The sequence below is a fragment of the Mycobacterium sp. Root135 genome, assembly GCF_001426545.1.
In the GTDB taxonomy this organism is placed as follows: Bacteria; Actinomycetota; Actinomycetes; order Mycobacteriales; family Mycobacteriaceae; genus Mycobacterium.
The window spans coordinates 1-23380 of record NZ_LMEZ01000001.1 but is presented as its reverse complement, the minus strand read 5'-3'; the positions used below and the strand labels follow the sequence as shown (position 1 = coordinate 23380).

Annotated in this window: 19 protein-coding genes and 1 pseudogene; 5 read left to right on the top strand and 15 right to left on the bottom strand. The window is 61.1% G+C overall.

All coding sequences use genetic code 11. The features are described from left to right. Window positions 1-47 precede the first annotated feature (47 nt). From ASD37_RS00095 to ASD37_RS00025, 15 genes are all read right to left on the bottom strand, one after another. Complete coding sequence (locus ASD37_RS00095) at window positions 48-1001, bottom strand: MlaD family protein (RefSeq protein WP_056546305.1); 954 nt, start codon at window positions 999-1001, stop codon at window positions 48-50. Then, complete coding sequence (locus ASD37_RS00090; RefSeq protein ID WP_200959723.1) at window positions 998-2005, bottom strand: MlaD family protein; 1008 nt, start codon at window positions 2003-2005, stop codon at window positions 998-1000. Before ASD37_RS00090 ends, ASD37_RS00095 begins: the two co-directional genes overlap by 4 nt. Continuing rightward, a complete protein-coding gene (locus tag ASD37_RS00085; protein ID WP_056546302.1) occupies window positions 2002-3093 on the bottom strand; it encodes an MlaD family protein in 1092 nt (363 codons plus the stop codon). The genes ASD37_RS00090 and ASD37_RS00085 overlap by 4 nt, the downstream gene beginning before the upstream one ends. Next, window positions 3093-4013: an MlaD family protein gene (locus ASD37_RS00080; RefSeq protein ID WP_056549525.1), complete on the bottom strand. Its 921-nt coding sequence runs from the start codon at window positions 4011-4013 to the stop codon at window positions 3093-3095. Before ASD37_RS00080 ends, ASD37_RS00085 begins: the two co-directional genes overlap by 1 nt. A 47-nt stretch (window positions 4014-4060) precedes the next feature. Next, window positions 4061-5068, bottom strand: a complete 1008-nt coding sequence (locus tag ASD37_RS00075) for an MlaD family protein (protein ID WP_056546299.1) — start codon at window positions 5066-5068, stop codon at window positions 4061-4063. Continuing rightward, window positions 5065-6144 (bottom strand): mammalian cell entry protein, encoded by a 1080-nt coding sequence (locus ASD37_RS00070; protein WP_235567926.1) that lies wholly within the window; start codon window positions 6142-6144, stop codon window positions 5065-5067. The genes ASD37_RS00075 and ASD37_RS00070 overlap by 4 nt, the downstream gene beginning before the upstream one ends. 42 nt (window positions 6145-6186) lie before the next feature. Further along, complete coding sequence (locus ASD37_RS00065) at window positions 6187-7035, bottom strand: ABC transporter permease (protein WP_056546292.1); 849 nt, start codon at window positions 7033-7035, stop codon at window positions 6187-6189. Beyond that, on the bottom strand, window positions 7035-7853 hold the full coding sequence (locus ASD37_RS00060) for an ABC transporter permease (protein ID WP_235567925.1): 819 nt from the start codon (window positions 7851-7853) through the stop codon (window positions 7035-7037). Before ASD37_RS00060 ends, ASD37_RS00065 begins: the two co-directional genes overlap by 1 nt. Before the next feature lie 947 nt (window positions 7854-8800). Continuing rightward, a complete protein-coding gene (locus ASD37_RS00055; protein ID WP_082569876.1) occupies window positions 8801-9217 on the bottom strand; it encodes a nuclear transport factor 2 family protein in 417 nt (138 codons plus the stop codon). Between the two features lie 8 nt (window positions 9218-9225). Then, window positions 9226-10362, bottom strand: coding sequence for a S9 family peptidase (locus ASD37_RS00050; RefSeq protein WP_200959722.1), 1137 nt, complete (start codon window positions 10360-10362; stop codon window positions 9226-9228). Between the two features lie 85 nt (window positions 10363-10447). Beyond that, entirely contained in the window at window positions 10448-11767 is a 1320-nt protein-coding gene (locus ASD37_RS00045) for a homogentisate 1,2-dioxygenase (RefSeq protein ID WP_082569875.1), read from the bottom strand. Between the two features lie 46 nt (window positions 11768-11813). Next, a complete protein-coding gene (locus ASD37_RS00040) occupies window positions 11814-13451 on the bottom strand; it encodes an NAD(P)/FAD-dependent oxidoreductase (protein WP_056546281.1) in 1638 nt (545 codons plus the stop codon). Window positions 13452-13566: 115 nt separating this feature from the next. Further along, a complete protein-coding gene (locus ASD37_RS00035) occupies window positions 13567-15348 on the bottom strand; it encodes a sigma-54-dependent Fis family transcriptional regulator (RefSeq protein ID WP_056546278.1) in 1782 nt (593 codons plus the stop codon). Window positions 15349-15832: 484 nt separating this feature from the next. Continuing rightward, complete coding sequence (locus ASD37_RS00030; protein WP_082569873.1) at window positions 15833-16501, bottom strand: TetR/AcrR family transcriptional regulator; 669 nt, start codon at window positions 16499-16501, stop codon at window positions 15833-15835. A 353-nt stretch (window positions 16502-16854) separates the two neighbouring features. Beyond that, window positions 16855-17868: an LLM class flavin-dependent oxidoreductase gene (locus tag ASD37_RS00025; protein WP_156720670.1), complete on the bottom strand. Its 1014-nt coding sequence runs from the start codon at window positions 17866-17868 to the stop codon at window positions 16855-16857. A gap of 444 nt (window positions 17869-18312) precedes the next feature. On the opposite strand from ASD37_RS00025, the gene ASD37_RS00020 reads away from it, so the two are divergent. From ASD37_RS00020 to ASD37_RS00005, 5 genes and pseudogenes are all read left to right on the top strand, one after another. Further along, on the top strand, window positions 18313-19260 hold the full coding sequence (locus tag ASD37_RS00020) for an SMP-30/gluconolactonase/LRE family protein (RefSeq protein WP_370071995.1): 948 nt from the start codon (window positions 18313-18315) through the stop codon (window positions 19258-19260). 54 nt (window positions 19261-19314) lie between these two features. Beyond that, a complete protein-coding gene (locus ASD37_RS00015) occupies window positions 19315-21150 on the top strand; it encodes a long-chain-fatty-acid--CoA ligase (RefSeq protein ID WP_235567923.1) in 1836 nt (611 codons plus the stop codon). A 3-nt stretch (window positions 21151-21153) separates the two neighbouring features. Further along, entirely contained in the window at window positions 21154-22170 is a 1017-nt protein-coding gene (locus ASD37_RS00010) for a 3-isopropylmalate dehydrogenase (RefSeq protein ID WP_056546251.1), read from the top strand. A gap of 146 nt (window positions 22171-22316) precedes the next feature. Then, window positions 22317-22513: pseudogene (locus ASD37_RS32635) on the top strand (ATP-binding cassette domain-containing protein); the annotation flags it as partial. A gap of 1 nt (window position 22514) precedes the next feature. Continuing rightward, on the top strand, window positions 22515-23380 hold an 866-nt coding region (locus ASD37_RS00005; protein ID WP_235567922.1), incomplete at both ends, for an ABC transporter ATP-binding protein.

Below are 23380 nucleotides of genomic sequence, written 5' to 3'. Positions count from 1 at the left end.
ACCTCTCTTGATGGATATCCGCGTACGGGCGCTGTCGCCGTTGGAGTTCATGGCCTGACGCGAAGGGTGATCATCCCGTCGGCCGGCACCTGGTTGAGGAAGTTGTCCAGGATTTGCCCGCTGTCGAAGTTCATCAGCGTGGCCGCGATGGCGTTGAGCTTCGGTTGAAAGGCCTCACCGAGCACTTTCAGATCGCCCCCATTGGTGTCCAACAGACCCTGAACGCGATCCAGCAAGTGGTTGAATTGCCTTTGATTGTCTGGCCCGTCCCGCGAGTACTGAATGCCCAGATGCTTGAAGAAGTCCTGCCAATACACACCAATCAGCGTCACGTTCGGGGTGAAGGCGGTGAGATCTGGAGAAATCCACTCCGAATTGCGAATCAGGGTTCCGAAGTTGCTCAGCAGTACGCGTCCCTCGCCATTGAGGCCGTTGAGCATGTTGTTGAACAGGGTGGCCGTCCGGGACAGGTTGGGAAGCACTCGCACTGGGTCTGGGAAGGCGACGTCCGCCTCGGCGATGATGCGCTGCAGGGCGCCGGGTTCGAGTTGATTGAGGATTCGCGTGGCGGTTGCCGCCAACTCGGTCACCGACGCGGGGGCTACCACCGACTCGGTACTTATCCGTTGGTTGTTCGTCAGTACGGGTCCGCCGTCGCTGCGCGGCACCAACTGAATGTAGGACTCGCCAAGCGCCGACAGGTTCTGCAATTCCACCTGGGTGTCGACGGGAATCTGGTACTTGCCGTCGACCCAAAAGTCGACGGATGCCGAATTCGTGTCCGTGCTGGTCTTGGTCACCTTCCCGACGGGAACGCCACGAAGCAGCACGTTCGAGTCGGGGACCAAGCCATTGATCTCAGGCACGTCCATGGACAGATTGGTTCGGTTGGACGGTGCGCCGACTCGCAAGCCGAGCGAACCGAAGTAGAACAAGACCACGGCGATGATGAGTCCGAAGACCACATATGAGACGACGTCTCTGATCTTTATCGCATTCACGGTGTCGCCCCCAGAATCCGCAAGACTTCCTGAACATTGCCCGACAGCTCTCGACCATCGGGACCGATGATCGACCGGATGTTGATGGCGGGATATTTCTCGGTCGCCAGGAACATGTCGTTGAAGATGTTTCGGTACTTCGGAATTTCCGTCTCGCCGGCCACTTTTGATTCCTGAAGCGCACCGGAGGCGTCCGCGGCCGAGTTCAGAAAGGGCACCAACCAATAACCGCCAAGGGTGATGCTGCCGATGCCGGGGAGGACGGTGGCTACGTAATTGGCGATCTGGGCGAAGTGTTTGGCTCCGCGTTGCCCTGTCGGTGAAGCCAGATACTGCAAGTCCGGAACGCGGGCGTCGACGACATCTGCCGTGTTCGCCAATCCGTTCAACACCTGGTCGACTGAGTCGAGATTGTTCGCCAGCGCTGAAAGGTCCGTCTTGATGCGACCGGTCAGAACTCTGGTTTCTTCGCTGGAGGGAGCGATCCGGTTGATCTTTATGAGGGTGTTCTGGAAGCGCTGAATCGATCCGCTCGAGACGAAGTTCGCCAGGCTGGCGATCGTGTCCTCAAGCTGTGGCGGAGACGTCGTCTGAGAGATCGGAATGGCTGCGCCCGCCGCGAGCGCTGGTGGCGACGACCGGGTGGCGTCCGGCGTCGGACGCTCGAGCGCCACGTAGATGTCACCCAGGACGGTCGCCTGCTGCAGCACCGCGTGGATGTCGGACGGGACGGCGACACCTCGGGCCATCCGCGCCGTCACGTCGACGTCACGGTCGGTGAGTGCGACGTTGGAGACAACCCCAACGGCCACCCCGTCCAGTACCACCTTTGCGCGTTCAGGCAGGTTCAGAACGCTTTCGAATTGCATGACCAGGTCGTACCCGTCGTCGTAGGACGGACCGGGCGGCGGCAACGCATTCACGTTGATGGCCGCGCATGACGACACCGAAAGGACGGTGGCCGTGGCCATGGTGGCGGCGATCGCCAGGGTTCGCGAGGTCATTTGCTCGCCGCCTGGGTGAGTACGTACTGGAGTAGTGCTACGTCCACCGCGTATGGGGTTCCCTTGACGTTTGCGCAGCTACCGGGCACTTGAGCATTCATGATGTTGCACGCAGCGACCCCCTCGGGCGCCCGGAGGCGATAGGTCGGCGGTCGATAATGCAGGGTGAAGTCGTGGTTGTTCGACAAGTTGATCAGCCCGTTGATCACGCGTGGAGTTACGTTCAGCAGGCTTGCGTAAAACGGGGCGCGCGGGGTCGCCTTCCTGATGACCACCGACATCGCGTCGAGCAATTGCTGAACCTGCGGACCCAGTTCCCTTTCGACGTCCTGCGCCGCGAGGGTGAGGTTGATGATGCCCTCGAAGGCGTCAGCGGAGCCGAGCAGCGTCTCCGCCAGGTCCCCACCGACAGGGGAGGCCAAGTTGTCGAAAACTTGTTTCGTCGAGGGGTTTACGTCGTTCAACGTGCCCACGAGCTGCCCAAGGTTACGCGTCACGGAAGCCATGTCGGCGATGGCCTGATCAGGTGAGTCAAACGCCGACGACGTGGTGTTGAGCAACGTGTTGACGTTCGATCCCTGATTGCGAGCGGCCTCGTCGAGACCGTTCACCAGACCGGCGATGTTGTTGGATCCTGCCGGATTGATCGAGTCGAGAAAGGTGGTCGACGCTCCGATTACCTCCGAGAGGGTCTTCGGTGTCAACGACCGGTTCAGGGCGATGCAGCTCTCTGGGGATAGATGCTCACCCTTTTCGTAGTCGCCGACGAGTTCAAGCGCTCTGTCGGCCAGAATCGAGGTCGACCTGGTCACAGCCTTGGCGTCTGCCGGAATGGTCTGTCCCCCATGGATTGTGAAATTCACGCGGACGGACTGAGCCGACGGGGTGATGGACGAGACCTCGCCGATGGGATAACCGAGATGGGTGACGGGGTTGCCGACGTAGAGCCCCACGCTGTCGGGCATCGTCGCGCAGTACTCGGCAGCGCTTGGCCCGGTGGACGACGAGCACGAGGCGCCCCCGAGTACGGCCACAACCGCCACGGTCACCGGCAACACCCGTCTGAACTCTGGAATTTGCAGCCGCATCAGCAGGCACTCCCTGGAGTCGGCACACACAGATCCGTCGCCAAGAGTCCTGGTGGCGCGTCCTGCGCGTTGAGGACCCGGTCGAACAGATTTTGGGTGCGCCTGAGCGCCCGGATCGTGAGCCCGTTGCGCTCGACGAACAATCGGCCTCGGTAGAGGAAGTTCCTGACTTTCTCGATGAACTCCAACCGGTGACCGTCGTAGAAATCGCCCACCGGCTTGAGGGCCAACAAGACGTCCCCGAGGCCGCGAAGCGTCGCGGAGAAACCCTTGTCGTAGATTTCCAACGTCTGGGTGGTGATCGACAGTTTTCTCACCAGCGACGCAAGGTTCTCCTTGTAGTCGTTGAGCGCTTTGACGTACTCATCCGAGAGGTTGAGGATGTTGGTCACCTGGCCCCGCTGCCGTTCGACCGTCGACATCAGAGCATTGCCGGCGTCGATGGTCGCAGCGACCACCTGAATGTTTGTTCCCGACAGGCCGGTTTGGATTTGATTCAGCGATTCGTTGATGGGCTTGGGGTTGACCTTCTGGGTGATCTTGGTGGTGTCGACCAGCGTCTGAATGAGGTTGTACGGCATGGTTACACGCGATAGCGGGATGACTTCCTTGCCCAACGGCAAGCTGCCCGTCGAGACGACGTTGACGTAGTAGCCGCCGACGATGGTGAGCATCCGTACGTCCACCTGCGTTTGATCGCCCACGAAGGCAGAGTCGTCGATCTTTGCCGTGACGAGCACCTGATTCGTTTGCAGTTTCAGGTCAGCCACCGTCCCGACTTTGATGCCGGCCATCCGCACCTCGTCCCCGGTGCGTATCGAGTTGGCATCGTCGGTGTAGAACGACACCGTCTGGTTCTTGCCCGGGGGGTTGAAGTGAATGTAGGACAGGACCAAGCCCACGATGACTGCAAGCACCATTGCCGTCACACCCCAGGTCGCGGGGTTGCGGAACACCGGACTCGATTTCAACGATTGCACAGCACCACCCGTTGTCCGTTTAGCAGCACGTCCATTGTCTCCGGTAATTGAAAGTTGCCACGCGCACACGGCTCCACCGCGGTTTCGTCGTCCTCACCCGGCGGTGGGATGTTCTCGTTGACCACCGGCACCAATTTGAATGCGTCGAAGAAGTTGTCGAGGTTGCTGAATGCTTTGTCGAGCGAGTCGTCAATGTTGATGCCGTTCCTCAACCCGAGGTTGTGCATTAGGCGCACGGTGGGATCGAAGAAATCCTTGCTGTACAAGTAATCCTTTCGAAATTCGTCCAACGCCGTGTTGACGGCGTCCACGTTTTTGTTCAGCAAGTCCACGATGTAGATGAATTTGCCAGATTTCCCGCCGATGCCGTCGGCGATGTGTGACAGATTTCGTATCAGTGTCGCGACCACCTGCTGACGATCCGTCACGAATTCGGTCAGCTTGCGGATGCTGTCCAGAAGCGGCGCCAACCCACTTCCGTCACCGGTGAGGAAGGACGAGGCATTGTCGGTGAACGTGTTTATCTCGTCCGGGCTCAGGGTGGCCAGCACCGGTTGCAGGCCATTGAACAGTGCCGTCACGTCGAAGGACGGCTGGGTCATCGACGTGGGTACCTTCGATATGAGGTCGCGGTCGCGGTATCCCTCGGCGGGGTTCGTGACGTCTATGTAGCGCACGCCGGTCAAGGCCTGAAACTTGATGGCCAGCCGCGTGTCCGCGACGATTCCGTACTTCTTGTCCAGGGTGAACTTGACCTGCGCGACGTTCTGTCCGTTGACCCGGGCTAGGTCGACGGAGTCGATCTTGCCGACTCGAACGCCGCGCACCCGGACGTCGCCGTCGCGATGTAGCCCGGACGCATCGGTGTATTCGGCGACGTAGTCTCGGGTCGTACCAGCGACTGGGTTCACCAAGGTGTTCGACAGCAGGATGAAGAGAAAGACCGCGACGACCAGCGTCACACTGATGCGCCAGGCAGAAGCTCGTGGACTCATGGCGTCCTCTCCGGGACGATTCCCATTGGTGCCGCCACGCCGGGCAGGCTGTCCAGTAGAAGACGGACCGAAATTGCATGCTGATCACCGTTGCCGGCATAGAGCTTCTCGAATCGGTCGCGCAATTCGGCCAGCTTCTGCGCGACGTCGCGCGGGCGCAGCAGGGCCGGCACGGTGTCGGTCAGGGCCTTGAGCCCGGAGATCAGTGGATAAAGGTCGTCCACGTGACTCGCGACCAATTTGCCGATCGATTTGAATACGCCGTTCTGGATCGCATTTAGGCTCGGGTCGAAATATGCGTCGAAATACTCGTCGGTCATGTCGCCCAAACTCGGGGTCACCACATCCGTGAGGTATGGCGGGGCCAATTTCACCGCGCTCGACTCCGCGGGCTCACGAGTTTTGCCTGGATAGAAGCTGAAGTCCTGGACGCGCCTCAGTGCGATGATCAATTCGTTGGCGAATGGCGGCACGGCGGTAAGCGCTGTTCCCAGTCTGCCGACCTGTTCCTGGGTCGGCTCGGTCTGTACGGCTTCGACTGCCCTGGAAATCGTGATCAGAGATTCGAACAACGGGTTGAGCCCGTCGGTGTAACGGGTTATTCGATCGACAACACTGATCAGTTGCGGTGTCAACGACGCCTGCGAGACATCGCCCAGCTGATAGAGCAATTGGGCGAGGGTGAAGTTGCCGGTGGGCACCAGGCTCAGCTGGCTGCCATCGCGGAGCACTTGCCCGCCCTCCTTCGGAATCAGGTTGACTCCGGGAACACCGAAGTAGTTGACGGGTCGGTAGTCGATGCCCATCTCATTCGTGAGGCCCTTGGTGGGTTCGGTTTCGAGGTCAGTCTCCAGCCGAACCTCCCCACCGGCGGTGGTCATCACGTTGGTCACTTCGCCGACCTTCACGCCGTGAAGGACGACCGCCGTCCCCTTCACCACGCCCTGACCGACATACGTCGTCGTAATGCCCACTGAATAAAGGCCTTTGGCGCGACCACCGAAGGGATTCAGGTAGGAGACGACCAAAGCCAGGACGATGAGCAGCACGACGCCTCCGCCGATGCCCAGCAGCACGCGCTCCTGGTGTTGCTCTGAACCTCTCAACATCAGAGCCCCCTATCCCTTGAAGATGAACACTGGTTGAAGGCCCCAGATGAGGATTGACGTCACGAGGTCCAAGGTGACGATCGTGACCAGACTGGCGCGAACCGCGCGACCCGACGCCATGCCGACACCGACCGGCCCCCCAGAAGCGAAGTATCCGTAGTAGCAATGGATCAACGTCACGGCCACGCAGTAGACGGCCACCTTGATCGTCGAATAGAGCAAATCCATTGGGGACAGGAACATTACGAAGTAGTGGTTGTAGGTGCCGCCGTGTTCGCCGTTGAACAGAACCACGACCAATTGAATCGTGTAGAAGGTCCCCATCAGCGTCAGCAGGTACCCGGGGACGACACACGTCAGCGCGCCGATCAGCCGGGTGCCCACGACGAATGGGATGGGCCGCAAACCGATTGCCTCGACGGCGTCGATCTCCTCGGAGATGCGCATGGCACCGATCTCTGCGGTCATGCGAGTGCCCGCCTGAGACATGAATGCAATGGCAGCGATGATGGGGCCGAGAACACGGACCGAACCGATGCCGCTGATGATGCCGGCCAACGGCCCGAAGCCCAAGATGTTCAGGACCGCCAGCGCTTCGATACCCAGAGTGGCGCCTGTTGCGGCACCGAGGAGGAGCAGCACGCTGATGGTGCCGCCGTCGACGATGAGGGACCCTCGGCCCCACGCCATGTTGATCGTCGCCGCGAGAGTCTGCCGGCTGTACCTACGGATGGTGAGGGGTAGGTAGAAGAACACCTGTCCGATGAAGAGCGTCCACTGACCGAAGCCACGGATCGGACTCTTGGCCGCACCGAGGACGGCCGTGCCCGTCCGCCCAAACGTGGAAGGCGCGGCCATCACGCGACCGCCGTCGGGAAGAACATCGTGGCGATCTGTGCGATGACGAGGTTGGCGAACAAGATGAGAATCGTGTTGATCACGACGGCCGCGTTCACGGCGTCGGCCACACCTCGCGGACCGCCCTTGGCTTCCATCCCTCGCATCGACGAGATGATCGCCACGATGGCGGCGAAGACGAGGCCCTTACCGATGGCAAAGTAGACGTCCGTCATCTTGGCGAACGTGCCAAATGATTGCCAGAAACTCCCGGGCGCTACACCGCTGACCGTGACCGAAAGAAGGTAGGCCGACGCCGTACCCGACACGATGATGACCAGCGTCAGGATGGGGGCGATCAACAGCAGTGCAAGGAATCGCGGCACCACCAGCCGGCGAATGGGATCCACGCCGAGCACGCGCATGGCGTCGAGCTCCTCACGGATGGCCCGTGCCCCGAAGTCCGACGCGATGGCCGATGCCGCGGCGCCACCCATCAACAACCCTGCGGTGACGGGCGCGCCCTCCCTCAGCACACCCACCCCGCTGGCAGCGCCCAACAGCGCGGTAGCGCCGACCTGGGCCACGAGACCCGAGACGACGACGGTGACGATCCCGCCGATGGGAATGGCCATCAACACTGCTGGCGTCGCAGTTACCTTGAACAGCGCCCACGCTTGCCAGAGGAACTCGCCGACGGGCAACCGCAACGTAAGGGTGTCGGTGACCGCGTAGCGAATTACGTTGACCGCCATGGCGACACTGCGGCCAGTGGTACCTGCGGCGGCAATCGGCCTCTTGCTCAGGTTCGAAACCTTGTGAAGAGCCGAGTAGCGCACGGACGATGCGCGTGGCGAAGCGTGACTAGCCAATGTGGACGTTCCCCTGATCGTTTACTGGTATCTGCCGACACGACTGGTCGTCACGATGGCGACGGTCGTGACACGAGGCATTCATCGAGCCGCCCGCAATGGTTCGCCGAGGGACGAACCGTCTCGTACTGAGCATTTGGGCCTTCTGATCCCTTGCGTTGAAGCGCTCGTTCGCGACGCCTGTGCCACCAACCTCCAGCGGGGGTCGATCACTCCACGAAATTGGTGGTTGGCGCGCTCCCTCTCTCGTCTCGCTTAGTCGAGGTCGTCCGGCCGACGAGCTCCACCGATGAACGTAGGCGCAGATAGCGGACGTCGAATGTCGCAATATGCGACATACATCACAGTGCTGTCATGACCCTTCAACATTTGCCATCTTCGTATCCCTGAGGAGTTGAGCGGCCGAACGACCCGGCGGCGCACGCTGATGGAATCAGGAGGTATGGGGACAGGACCGATAGCCAGCGCCGACGTTGGAGCCCGTCACCAATTGTCAGTTCCGGTTGAAGAATGCGCAGGTCATTCCAGGGTCGGTTCAAGTCAACGTCGCAACACCGACGGACTTCGTGAAGTTGCAGAGCAGCGAAACATTCAGCGGGACAATGCCCTTGGGGATTTAGTCGCGCAACGGTCCATTGGCGTTCTCGTTTGCGCCACGATGACAGGTGCTCGACCTCATCAGCTCCGGACGTAGGTCCTGCATGCACGCCACCAGGGCGGTGTGCAGCGATGCGGCACCCACCGTTACGGTCCAAGAGAGCGCGAATTCAGTTGGAAGACAGCCTGATAGATGTTCTCCGGCACAGCCCAACGTGTCGAATCACTGCAGGGCCGGGCCGGGAGATGCAATAAACCCAGGTCATAACCCGGGGTGCTGGAAGGGCATATCCGCAACGCCCCAGCAGATTCGCCTGCTAGAGGAACTGCGGAAGTTGGGATGACTCCAGATATTCGTCCACCCTGACAATCCTGCCGTCAGCACCCAGCCTCACGAACATCGCGATGTGCACTTCGAATTCGGCTCCGTCCGGGCCACAGCCCCGCAGTGTGTGCTGCTGAGCCACAACGCCCGGGCCCTCAACCCGGCGGATGTCGCCGTACGAGAGATCCGTCCATCGCGCAAAAACTGCAGCCAAGCGCTCAAAGTTCTCCCCAAGGGGCTCGGCTTGATTGTTCGAGTTGTGCCAGATCAACACATCGGGCGAATAGCAAGCACGAACTGCTTCCACGTCGCCACGTTCCATGGCGCGGAGCAGCCTGTCGACGACGTGCGTTGTGCTAGAACCGCTTTCATCCGGCGTAGAGCTCACAGCCGTATCCATTGATTTCATCGAATTCCTCAATCTGCTAGCAGGTTACGGGACATCATCCATTCCAATGTCTTGTCGACGACCGTGTCGAGCATGCCGTTGTCACCACTGTAGTAATGGTCAGCACCCTCAGCGGCGAAGAACGTCTTGTCCTTACTCGCGCAGGCTGCGTAGAACCGCTCGGAGTGAGGTTGCGGGACAACGTGATCGGCACTGTTCTCGATGACTAAGACAGGCACCGTGATGTTGGCCGCCGCGACATCGGCCCGGGCGCGGCTGTCATCGAACGACCACTGTGACAACCACGATCGCAGCGTGGAATATCGTGCGATTCCCGCAGGGTTGACGTTGGCGGCCTCAGGGTCTCCCATCAAGGATGTGCCGGGCACTCGATCGTTGGGGTCGACCGCGGGATCGAGGCATCGAGGATCGGCCATCGTCCGCTGCGTCAGAATGACACGGTCGGTTTCTTTCCCGCCACGGCTGCGCAACTGCTCGAGCATCTCCTTGACGTACACGGTCCGCCGGCGAACCCGCGCCTTCTGCTCGGCCCGAAAATTCTGCAGATACTCCGTGGAGTACGGGGGCTTCTCAGGGTTCCGCGGATCATATAGATCAAATTCTGGATTACGGATGTCAGGGTTGGCCTCATCGATGACCGAGGGATCGATGAAGTCCGCCAACATGTCTGCGCGAGACAGATGTGCTGCATGAAACACCACGCCGTCTCCCCCGACGAGTTGCCCAAGGTCAATCGGATCACCGGCGGGTGTGTCGACCAGCGTGGGATTCTCGGCCTGGGATTGGAAGTACGACGTCAGCGATCCACCACCGGACCAACCCGCCAGAACCACCTTCTCGTAACCCCAATTCTCTTTCGCATGCCGCACGAACGCCCCGAAGTCGAGCAACACCTTCTCCATGATGAGTGCGGTGTCGTTACGGGTGTAGCGACTCTCGGCGCACAGGACATGCATACCCGCCGCGGCCATGGCCCGAGGGACCGGCAGCCGGCTGATCGTCGCAGTTGGATGCATGTACATGATCAGCGTGGCCGATGGGCGATTCTTCGGAAGGAAGCGCACGCCCTCTAGGGCAACTCGATTCGGCTCGACATAACCATAAGTCTCCTGACCGTGAGTCGTCTCCGTGTGGGTGATCCCCACCCACTCCGTGGCCAATTCAAAGTTGTGACGCGGCGACACAGGTGAGCCTTCTTTCGATTCGGTCTGGCTTGCAACGAAACTTGAATTACTTGTCGAAGCGCTTCGGGATGTCGACCCACTGGGCGGCGTAATTGTCGACCGAGGGCAGGATCGAATGCGCGAAATCGGTGGTTTGCATGGGGAATCGCGTTTCGAACAGCAACATCAGTTGGTCCTCGAGCTTGATGGGACCCCACTCCCCCTCGCGCATCACGCCCTGGGTTTGCGCATCTGGTCCATGAGGCGTGAAGGGGTTGGTCAACGTCACCGAGCCGGGTTGCATCCCGGCAAAACTGCCCTGCAGCAGGATGAGGAACTCGGTGACGCAATTGCGATGAAAACCGGGCGCCAGGAATGTGTGGTCGCCGACGACCCATCGCGGGGTGATCGCCATGACGTCGAAATTCGGCCCGAGGATGGGATCCGACGGGGACGTGAGCAAGCTGAAGATCGAGGGGTCAGGGTGATCCACGGTTGACGTGCTCATTGCCACGAACCGACTCAGGTCGTACTTGTACGGGTACAGGCTTCCTCGCCATGCGACCACGTCCAGGGGGGAATGATCGAGTTGACTGTTCCACACGTTGCCGCCGAACTTCTGGGTCCATTGGACTGGGCCGTCGTAGTCCTCGTACGCAGCGACTGGAATCTTGAAGTCGGCGACGTTGGCAAGGCCGTTGGAACCAATGAGCCCGAGTTCGGGTAAGCGTAAAGGCGATCCGAAGTTCTCGCATACGAAGCCTCCGGCGTAGCCATCGAGAAGTTCGACTCGGAACCGGATACCGCGTGGTACGACTGCGATTTCACCAACGTGGACATCGAGGATCCCGTACTCGGTCACCAGGCGAAGACCACCAGCATGCGGCACGATCAGCATTTCACCGTCAGCGTTGCCGAACACTCTGTTTCGCATCGAGGCAGTCGCCGAGTAGGCGTGGAAGGCAACGCCGGATTGGGACTGCGGTGAGCCTGTACCGAAGATGGTGGCCATTCCGTCGATGAAATCCACCGACGCCTTTGTCGGGGTGAGCGGGCCCCAGCAGTAGTCGAGGGGTGCCGCCGGCTTGGCGAATGGTGGCGTGAGGAAGGTCGACGCTGCCGCGAGCTCGAAGGGACCGTGCAGGACGGACGGGCGAATTCGGAACAGATAGGAGCGACGGTTGTGTGCGCGAGGTGCGCCGAACGTCGTCCCGGACACCAGCTCACTCACCAGTCCATGAGCCACCTTCTGCGGGCTGTTCTGACCGAGGGGCAAAGTGCCCGCCAAAGCCTCGGTCTCGAACTCGTTACCGAGGCCTGACTGATACTCCGTAACGTTCCCGATTTCGACCGATGAACTCTCGGCAGCGACTACCTGATGTGTCATTGCTGTTCACTCCATTCCACAGAAATTTGCCTTGAAGCGCATCCGCTCAGGACATCTCGAATCCCTTGAAGCCCGAATCAACGCATTCGCGCCAGTGCGCAAGATAGGCCGGGACCCCGGCAGGGTAGTTGAGCATCTCGCGTGGTTTTCCCGGGACATTCGCCCCCATGTACCAAGAGTCGGCCCGGTTGAACAACGACTGTTCGGCAACGTCGAGGACATGATCGCGCCACGACTCTTCGGCCTGGCGCGAAGCCTCGATACGTGTGTATCCGTGGTCACGGACGTATACGAGCGTCTCGACGATCTGGTCTCCTTGCAATTCCGCACATGTAGGACCGTTGCAAAATCCTGCTGGACTCTGCGGGCCGTACACCATGAGCAGGTTGGGAAAACCCTCAGTGGCGACACCGAGATGAGCGCGGACGCCATCGTGCCACTTCTGCGTTAGCGCCAGACCCCCCGTACCGCGGATGTCGATGGCGAAGTAGCCGCCCGTGAGAGCGTCGAATCCGGTTGCCAAAACCAAGATGTCGAATTCGTGGTCTGCGACTGTCGTAGCGACACCAGCCGGGCCCACCCGGACGATCGGCGTGTCGCGGACGTCGACCAACGTCACGTTGTCCTGGTTGAACGCTTCGTAGTAGTCCTGCTCGAGGGAGGGTCGCTTCGTTCCGAATGGATGCGGCGCAACCATTGGCGCGAGTATTTCGGCCACGCGTGGATCCTTGATTCGCTCACGAGTCTTGTCCCGCCAGAACGCGTACGCCGTGGCGTTGGCTTCGTCATCGAAGAGGATGTCATTGAATGTGCCCAGCCAGGGATGAAAGCCACCCCTGCGCCAAAGTTGTTCGTAGACCTCAGTGCGCTGCTCGGAAGTAAGCTCAAGGGCTGATTGGTCACGAAAGTCGAGGTCGAATCCTGCGAACGTCTCCGATCGCATGCTGAATCGCTCCGACAGGCCGGCCTTGATCGCGAGCTGGGCGTCGTCGTCGAGTTGCTGCTGGCGCATCGGCAGGGCGAGGATCGGGGTGCGTTGAAACACCGTCACAGCCTTGGCGCACTTGGCCGCCTCTTGCACCACTTGCACACCGCTGGCCCCGGTACCGATCACGCCGACTCGCTTATCGGTGAAATCCAAACCACCCTGCGGCCAAGCTGCGGTGTGGTGACATTCCCCGGAGAACCGCTCGAGTCCCTCGATGTGCGGCACGAACGGCTTGGTGGCAAAGCCGATGCACATCACCACGAAGCGTGGGAAGAACGTCACGCCTCGGTCGGTGGTGACCGTCCAGCGGCGGCTGGTCTCGTCGAACGTGGCAGTGGTGACACGAGTGTTGAACGAAATGTCGCGGCTGAGGTCGAGCTGAGTGTCCACGTACTGGAAGTACTTTCGCACCTCTTCCCATGACGGATAGAGTTCGGTGTAGTCCCAGTTCTCCCAGAGTTGCGGGTCTGAATACTGATAGATCCCACCGAGTGTGTCGACTCGGGCTCCCGGATAGCAGTTCCAGTGCCAGATTCCGCCGAGGTCAGCTGCGGCGTCCACGACGTGGACGGTGAAGTTGGCTTCTCGTAGTCGACGGAGCTGATACAAGCCGGCAAATCCTGCCCCGACGACGAGAACGTCGATATTGGGGTCGGAGTCGAACCCCGTGTCGTGATGCGCGTCGCTGAGATCCACCGCAATCCTTCCGGACGGTTGACGGTTAAGAAGTGAGATCAGGCTATGCCGGGAACTCACATCATTACTGTCCCAATGTCGGTCACTGGCAGTAGATTTCGCGTCCATGATGCCGTCAATACACGGTGTTCTCCAGGTCGGCGCCGGAGTTCTGCAGCTTGCGATAGAGCGTTGACCGGGATAGACCAATCAGTGCTGCTGCCCGTTGCTTGTTGCCGCCGGTTTCTGCGAGCGCGTCCAAGATGACGTGTAGCTCCGCTTGCTCGAAACGCGACAACGCACGCCGCGGCGCGGATCGACGAAGGCTGGCTGGAACGTCGTTGAGATTGAGCGTTTGCCGGGGAGAACTCGATGCCATGCCACGCAGGACCGAGGAGAGTTGCGTTATGTTGCCGGGCCACTGGTAGCGCAGGAACAATTGGAGCACCTCGGGAGCGATTCGCCGGTCTCCCAGGCAGGAGGCAATCAGCGCTGGCAGTTCCCGGGGTCTGTCGCGCAGTGGCGGAACGCGCACGGTCTGGGCCGCAAACGCCGAAAAGGTTGCCTCGTATGATAATTCGCTGCAGGTCCGGGTAATCACGCACCGGGTCCCGCGAGCTTGGGCGGACTGGAGCAGCGGTACCAGCAGCCTCGCGACGTCGTCGTCGAGGCTCTCGATGTGTCCAACGAGCAGTGCATCAGGGGGGTCGCGAAGGATCTCCCTCAGGTCGGCCAGCCACTGCTGACCGCCCTGCACGCCAGCGAGCGCGGAATCGTAGGTGACTTCCGGTCGGCTGCCCAGAAGGCCATCACCCCGCAGCATCGCCCGTCCGAGAGTGGTCTTCCCTACGCCGGATTCGCCGCAAATGAGCACCGCCGACGTGTCGATCGATGTTCTGGCACTTGAATGGGCCTGCGGCAGGTACCCCACCGATGGTTCTGTCTGCGCAGGCTTGCGCGCCGCCGACCGACCTGAAGGTGATTTGCGCCGGCCATGTTCGCGGTCGCCGTTGACCCGTCGGATCTCCATCACCGAGCCAATGGGGTCACCACCGTCTCGAACTGCCGTTGTCCGCGTGGCAATCACCGTGCCGTCGTCGAGTTCGCACTGACCGATGACCGGATCCGTACACGACAGAGCCCGGGATGCATGATCCCACAGCAACGGGTGATCCATCTCCGGAAAGAGCCGCGCTGCTTGGGGATTCGCCATCAGAATGCGATCGCTCAAGACCACCAACCCGGCCCGGGTGCGACGGTTGGCACCGATGAAGTGGTCCAGCAGCGAGCGCTCTTGCCGTGAATGCTGCTCCATGAGGCGCTGTTCGATCGCTCGACCGATCTGTTCGGTCAGTAGTTCGATCGCACCGTTGCTGGCGTCCGCGTAAGTCGTCACGTCCAAAACGCCCACCGGCCGCTGCTGGATCGGGTCGCCAATTGGAACGCCCACGCAGGTGAAGTCGACGAACTTTGTCGAGAAGTGCTCGTGGCCGTCGACCCGTGTCACTTGTCCGAGTTCGATAGCCGTCCCGATTCCATTCGTTCCCACGGCATCCTCGGAGAACAGATGGCCCGGGCTGATGCACAGCTGATCGAGCCGTGACATCCACGCTCGATCGGTCGCCCGCCGATCGACGATGAGACCCGTACCGTCGCTGACGATGACACACATCCCCAACCCGGCCAGTCGATCCTCCATTGCGTTCAAGACGGGCTCGGCGGCACGAAGGAGACGCGATTGCGTACTGAAGTCCGAACTGTAGGGTGGGTCGACCTCGTCAGGCCGTACCAAACACTGTGTTGAACGCGCCCAGGACAGCGCGATGTCCTCACGAATTGCTGTCGCAGGCTCGCCGGAATTCAGGAACTGTTCCCGGTGGCGGGCGACGTCTAGGTCGATCACCGTCTGGACCTCCATGTCATCGACGGCTAGGGCATACGCCCCGGTAGGGATTCGACCGCACCCCCGAACCGCTCGGATGGGTCGTCTTCATCACGGGTTGCTTCCACTGAACTCCCGGGGCTGACTGCCCGCTTCCACTGTCATTGCGGAACGTTCTTCAAGGGGTCGTGATGGATGCTGATTCGAACGGTAGTAGTTGATTGATTTGGTGTCAACGACTTTGTTTCAACCAAATGGCCTGATGCGGCCCCGGGGGCAGGCGCTGCGTCTAGGTGGGCAGCGGGACTGCCAGACAGTCAGGGTCGGCGACGAGCGAAAGATCATCAGTTCGAGGTCGCTTCTGCATACGCAAGCGGATGTCCATGGCAGAAGGGGGGTTTCGCGAAACCGTCGACGAGCGGCGTGAGATCGCGGAGGCACGAGCCGCGAGACGACCGACGCACGACCGACCACGATCTCATCGAGCTGGGGCCGACTTCACCGCCGGATCAGACGGCAATCAAGCAGAGGTTTCGTTCGACCACAGAATCGACTCCGCTGCGTCGCAGTCGATGGTGGGGTCCAGCTCGGACGCAGCGCGGATCGCCGCCAATGCGATATGGGTCAAGCTGTCGACTACTGAGTCGACGTCGAACGGCTGCTCGCTTTCGAGCCAGTGAACTGCGGTGGCATCGAATGCACCGGCCATCGCCCGGCCCATCATGCGCATCGCCTCTCCGTCGGGATTTATGTCGAGTAGCTGTAGTAACCACTGCACCGAATGCCGTCGGCGAGCTTCGAATACCTCCCACGCCTCGGGGTCAACGCTGCTTCCAGCGAGGACGAGGCGCAGCGCGAAGCCTCGGTGGGCGCTGAGATACTCGAAGTGACTCTTTAGGGCGTCCCGAACCTGACGGCCCGGCGGCACGCCGGGTCGGGCCGTGAAGTTGGCGCTCATCTGATCGGCGGCGGCGCGCAACGCCTCGACGTATACGCCGCGTTTGCTGCCGAAGTAGTGGTACACCAGTCCGTAGGCCACGCCAACGGATCGTGCGATGTCCGCTGCTGCGACGTCGTCGAAGTCCCGCTCCGAAAACGCCTCCACCGCAGCATCGAGCAGGCGGCGGCGCGTCTCTGCAGCCTGCTCCGACCGCTGAGTCGTGCGACCGGTAGCCGACTGTGCCTTCACCTGTGCCTTTCAGGGACAAGAGACTATCCAAGCACGGACCCCGTCGGCATGGTGAGCCTCGGGAGTGCGTGTCAAATTGCCAACGACTTGCACGTTGCACGATATCAATCGCAGGGCCGGCCGGGGAGAATCAGCTAGTGGCTTCGACCGGGTCGACGGCACTCGACACGGGCCGCATTTGGTCCTCCCCAAGGAGCGCCGACGACGCGACCTAGTCGTCGAGTGACGGCGACGTGCTGCATGGCGCTTCCACCTAGGCCTCGTCGCCGCCGTGGAACCGCGCTGTGTCAATCACCGGCATGCCATCGGGTTGCGGGGGTGACCTGCAACCCTCCGGGCCATGCCTGGCGAAGTCAACGTCCGAAGGTGGAGATGATGTTGTCGTACGCGTCCTTGCTTTCTTCCTGGGTGAGCACGGGCATGTAGGGCGGATGCAGTAGCACGTGGGGCAGGCAATCGCGGTACTGCTCTAGCTTCTTGCGGCATTCGTCCGGTGTGCCCGTGATGCTGAAGGCGTCGACCAGTTCGTCACTGACAGTATCCACCAGCGCCATCGGACCCCGAGCGGTCATCGCCTCGACACACGCTTCCCGGTCTGCCGCGAGTCCCATGTATTCGGCGAGGGGGGCACACACCGGATGCGAGATGTAGATGCCCACTTGGAGTCGGGCGCGCCGGTAAGCCTCGGCGCGGTCGTTGGATACGCTGCACACCGTCTCACTCGCGATGTCGACGTCGGCAAGGCTCCGACCGGCCTTGTGCGCACCTTCTGCGACGCTGGGTACGAATACTTCTTTCAGGTACCGGGTCGGCAGCATGAACCCGATCACCCCGTCCGAGATTTCACCTCCCAGGCGAGCCATCGTCTCCCGTAGTGCAGATGTGTAGATGGGAATTCTCTTGCGCGCCAATGGACGTCGGCCGAAGGGGTTGATCTCCGGCGCCGTGAACTTGTAGAACTGGCCACCCACCGTCTCGCCATCCGCGATACCTTCGCCGGCGGTCCAGTCCCAGATCTGGCGGAGAAGGTTGACATACTCTCGGGTGCGAGCGGCCGGGCGGGTGGTTTCGAAACCGTTCATGAGATCGGTGAAGGCAGCCGCTCCAGTGCCGATGCCGAGGATTAGCCGTCCGCCTGAAGCCTCGTCCACGTCGGCGGCGGCGTTTGCCATGACGAAGGGGCTGCGACCCGCCGCAGTGACGAGCCCGGTACCCAGGGGAATCGTGCTCGTCGTCTGTGCGGTCATGCCGTGAATGACGAGCGGATTTCGATAAAACTCGTAATCCCATACTGAATCGAATCCGGCGTCTTCAGCCATCTTGGCCATTCTGGGAAACGCATCGATAGGTTGGTTCAGCCCGGGCATGGTCACACCGATTTTGGACAATTGCGCGCCTCTTTTCTTTTCACGGCGGCGGATGCCGTTGCAGCAGAAAGGTTCAGCGGTTGAGCACCCGTAGCCACGGAAAGATCCAATGGGCTAAGGAACTAGGCGCCTTCCGCTGGCGATCTGAGGTGAACTGTCACACTCCGCTGTCGTCACGGGACGCTCGTCGGGTGATCCTGACAAGCGCTGAAATCGACTGTAATGTTTCATTGATTTCGAGTCAACAAGTTCGTCGAGCCAAAAATTGGCTGAGCGAAGCGTGTTGAACAGGGGTCCGTGGCGGCGGATGGCGACGATCGATCTTCGAGGTTGAGGATGACGAAATCTTGTGCAGTTGAATGTGATCGGTGGTATCTCAGGGTCCGCAGTACCGGCAAGCTGGGACAAGCCGGACGCTCGGCACCTCGTCGTCCGTGGATTGAATTGACACAGCGATTCCGTTACGGACGGCCATATGCTTGCCGGATGACTTCCCACTCCGCTGCTGCGGCGTCCGAAACGACATTCGACGTGATTGCCGAAGGTTATGCCTACCTGGAAGGCCCACGCTGGCATGATGGCCGACTTTGGTTCTCCGACTTCTACACTCATCGCGTCGTCTCCTGCGATGAAGCGGGCGGAAACCCACGAGTCGAGGCATGGGTCCCCCACCAGCCTTCCGGGCTCGGTTGGCTGCCCGATGGCCGGTTGCTGATCGTATCGATGCGCGACCACACACTGTTGCGGCGAGAGCCCGACGGCGAACTGATCGTTCACGCCGATTTGACCGGCTTGGCCGCGGGCGTGCTCAACGACATGGTCGTCGACGACCTCGGCCGAGCCTATGTGGGCAACTTCGGTTTTGACCTGATGGGTGGGGACCACCTGGCCCCGGCTCCACTGATTCGCGTCGACCCAGACGGCGCAGTGTCAGTTGCCACCGAGCCGCTGCACTTCCCCAACGGGGCAGTCATCCACGACGGCGTATTGATCATTGGCGAAACATTCGGCAACTGCATCACCGCATTCGACATCAGCGCGGACGGAACCCTTTCAGAGCCTCGCGATTGGGCGCGATTCGGACCGCTACCCGAAAGCACCGACGTAGCCGAGGCACTCGGCGGCCTCGCCCTGGCCTCGGACGGACTTTGTCGCGACAGCGAGAACGCCCTCTGGGTGGCTGACGCCTTGGCCCAACGCGTGGTTCGCGTCGTGGAAGGTGGCCACATCACGCACACCCTCCACCCCGGGACGGGCGTCTACGCCGTCGCTCTCGGCGGCAGCGACGGCAAGACTCTGTTCATGTGCACAGCACCATCCTTCGACGAAAATGAACGACGCGACACCCGCGATGCCCGCATCGTCACGACGCGAGTAGACGTGCCCGCCTGACCAGCCCAACCCACGAACAACGCCCACCCACGTGTGCAACGCAGCCACGTACTGATGACCGTTCGCAGTGGGTCGCCAACGAAAAAGTCGGTCTATACCGAAAGCGTCTGCATCAGTGACCATTTGGGACAGCTGGTGACTGTGGACAAGCCTTGGCGCACATCGCGTTCCGTCAGCGGTCATCACGGTAGAGAAACAGGATGGTTCAAGAGAAGTGAAATCGAAATACGATGGGCACTGCCGACCGTGCACGGGATGATGCAGGACAGCCCGTTGACGATCTCGATGCTGTGGCGTCGGTTGGAGAAGCACTTCGGGCACAAACGCGTCATCACCGGCTTGGTCGACGGCGAAGACGAGCGCACGTGGTTTCAGGTGTCAGCCAGGGCCCGCGCGCTGACCGTGGCACTGGACCTGTTGGGCGTCTCGGCGCAAGGACGCGTCGCCAGCTTCGGGTGGAACACCCATCGACTGTTGGAACTGTATTTGGCGGTGCCTTCTGGTGGGCGCACCTTGCACACGATCAATCACCGCTCGTTTGGCGATCAGATCACGTTCATGGTGAACAGTGCCGGAGATGAGGTCGTGTTCGTCGATCGTTCACTGCTGCAAACTATTTGGCCTCTGGCCGACTCTTTTGTGTCAGTGCGCAACTTCGTCGTCATGGACGACGGCACGGATACACCGATTCCGGCCGATCCGCGCGTCGTCGACTACGAGACGCTACTGGCCAGCGTCACCCACTCAACTACAATCCCGGTCGTCTCCGACGAATACCAATCTGCCACACTGTGTTACACCTCGGGAACGACAGGCGACCCCAAAGGGGTTCTCTATAGTCATCGCTCGGTAGTGCTGCACGCGCTGCAACTGCTGGCCTCGGATGTCTTCGGGATCAGCGAGTCGGACGTCGTGATGCCGATCGTGCCGATGTTCCACGTCAACGCGTGGGGACTTCCCTACGCCGCGATGCTAGCCGGCTCTGATCTGGTGCTTCCCGGGATTGCCACACAGCCAGAACGCATCGCCGACCAGTTGCAGAAACACCGAGTGACGTTTTCAGCCGCCGTCGCCACCGTGTGGCGTTCGCTGGTCCCCATGCTGCCCCGCTACGACCTGTCATCACTGCGCATGACGATCTGTGGTGGTGGTCCATTGGATTCCGCGCTGGCTGAAACCTACGAAGAGCTGGCCGGTGTCATCCTCAGCAACGCATGGGGAATGACCGAGACGAGCCCCGTGGTCACCGTGGCCCACATCACCTCCGGTGATCACGGTTTGACCGACGCCGAACAACGTGCGGTCAGGGCCGCCGCCGGGAATGCCGCGCCGTTGACCGAAATCCGGACCGTGGACGACAGCGGTGTTGAAATCCCCTGGGACGGAGCCACTGCCGGCGAGCTTCAAGTAGCGGGACCGACCATTGCCGCGGGCTACCTCGATACAGAGCGCAACGAGGCCTCGTTCACCGCCGACGGGTGGTTGAGGACCGGTGACATGGCGACGATCAACCATCTGGGATGCGTACGCATCGTTGACAGGACCAAAGACCTCATCAAGTCCGGAGGTGAATGGATCTCGTCGATCGAATTGGAGAACGCGGTCATGGCTCATCCGCTTGTCGCGGAAGCAGCAGTCATTGGCAGATTTGATCAGCGTTGGGGTGAGCGTCCAGTCGTATTCGTAGTGCCTCGAGGCGACCGGAAAGTCACACTCGACGACCTTCGCCAGCACCTACACACACGGGTGGCATCGTGGTGGGTTCCCGACGAGCTCGTGCTCGTCGAGGTCATCGCCAAGACGGCGACGGGCAAATTCGCCAAGCAGCTGTTGCGCGATCAATATCAAAAGAGTTCCAACAACCCACAAAATCTCGAAGAAAGTCGATGAACAGTGCATATCGGAATCATCGCGGGCGACGGAATCGGTCCCGAGGTCATCGACGAAGCACTGAAGGTGCTTCATGCCGTGCGTGACGACATCACCTATGTCAAGCATGATCTCGGCGCTCAGCGTTACCACCGAACCGGCGAGCTGCTGTCGGAACACGATCTCGATCGACTTCGCGAGCATGATGCTCTCATGTTGGGCGCAATTGGCGATCCGTCCGTGCCCAGCGGAATCCTTGAGCGCGGCCTTCTTCTAAAGCTTCGATTCGCCCTCGACCACCACGTGAACCTGAGACCCACACGGCACTCGCAGGGATCAAGCGGTCCACTGCGCAATGACAGACCGTTCGACTTCGTCGTCGTACGCGAGGGCACCGAAGGGCCCTACGTGGGCAACGGCGGCGCCATCCGAACCGGCACACCACACGAGATTGCCACCGAGGTGAGCGTCAACACCCGCTTCGGGGTAGACCGCGTCGTCCGTTACGCATTCGATCTCGCGACCGCACGGGGAGGTGAGATTACCTGGGTACACAAGACAAACGTCCTGACGCATGCCGGATCCCTATGGCAGCGCGCGATTGACTCGGCGGCAGTGGAATACCCCCACGTAACAGTGGGTTACATGCACGTCGATGCGGCCACCGTTCATCTGGTCACAGCGCCCGAACGGTTCGATGTGATTCTCACCGACAACCTCTTCGGGGACATCATCACCGACCTCGCAGCTGCGATCAGCGGAGGAATTGGGTTGGGAGCCAGCGGCAACATCGACTCTACCGGCGCCAATCCCAGCATGTTCGAACCGGTGCACGGAAGCGCGCCGGACATCGCCGGCCGTGGCGTGGCCGATCCGAGGGCGGCCATACTCTCCGCAGCGATGATGCTGCGCCACCTTGGATCTGACGACCATGCCGACATGATCGAAACGGCTGTGGCCGACGACGTAAATGCCGACGACGGAAGACCCGCCGGCACAAAGGTCATTGGTGATCGGATCGTCAAACGCATCGTCGGGTGACACCCCGCCGATCGCCTCGCCAGGGTGCGAATGCAAAGCGTCTGTGCCACTTCCCAACTCATCCTCAGTCCCGATCGGAGCAGTGAGTTGCTGCAACGGCGATGCACAGCCGTCGCCGGCAAAGATCCAAACCGAGAGGATTCACCGTGGGCATCGGTATTCAGGTAGAGGGATTGACGAAGTCCTTCGGGCCCCAGCGAATCTGGGAAGACGTCACCTTCGACATCCCGCACGGTGAAGTCAGYGTGCTGCTGGGCCCCTCCGGTACCGGCAAGTCGGTGTTCCTGAAGTCGTTGATCGGTCTGCTGCGTCCCGAGCGCGGCAAGATCATCGTCGACGGCACNGTGCTGCTGGGCCCCTCCGGTACCGGCAAGTCGGTGTTCCTGAAGTCGTTGATCGGTCTGCTGCGTCCCGAGCGCGGCAAGATCATCGTCGACGGCACCAACATCATCGAGTGCTCCGCCAAGGAGCTCTACGAGATCCGCACCCTGTTCGGCGTCATGTTCCAGGACGGCGCCCTCTTCGGCTCCATGTCGCTGTACGACAACACCGCGTTCCCGCTTCGTGAGCACACGAAGAAGAAGGAATCCGAGATCCGTCAGATCGTGATGGAGAAGCTCGACCTGGTCGGTCTGACCGGAGACGAGACCAAGTTCCCCGGCGAGATCTCCGGCGGTATGCGCAAGCGCGCCGGGYTGGCCCGCTCGCTGGTGCTSGAYCCGCAGATCATCCTSTGCGACGAGCCGGACTCCGGTCTGGACCCCGTCCGTACGGCGTACCTCTCGCAGCTGYTGATCGACATCAACGCCCAGATCGACTGCACCATCCTGATCGTCACGCACAACATCAACATCGCCCGCACGGTGCCCGACAACATGGGCATGCTGTTCCGCAAGCACCTCGTCATGTTCGGTCCGCGCGAAGTGCTGCTGACCTCCGATGAGCCGGTGGTCAAGCAGTTCCTCAACGGTCGTCGTATCGGKCCGATCGGTATGTCGGAGGAGAAGGACGAGTCGACGATGGCCGAGGAGCAGGCCATGATCGACGCCGGTCACCATGACGGTGGTACCGAGGAGATCGAGGGCGTGCCGCCGCAGGTCAACGCGACCCCGGGCATGCCGGAGCGCAAGGCGGTCGGGCGTCGTCAGGCTCGGGTGCGCGAGATCATGCACAGCCTGCCCCCGGCCGCGCAGGAAGCCATCCGCGCCGA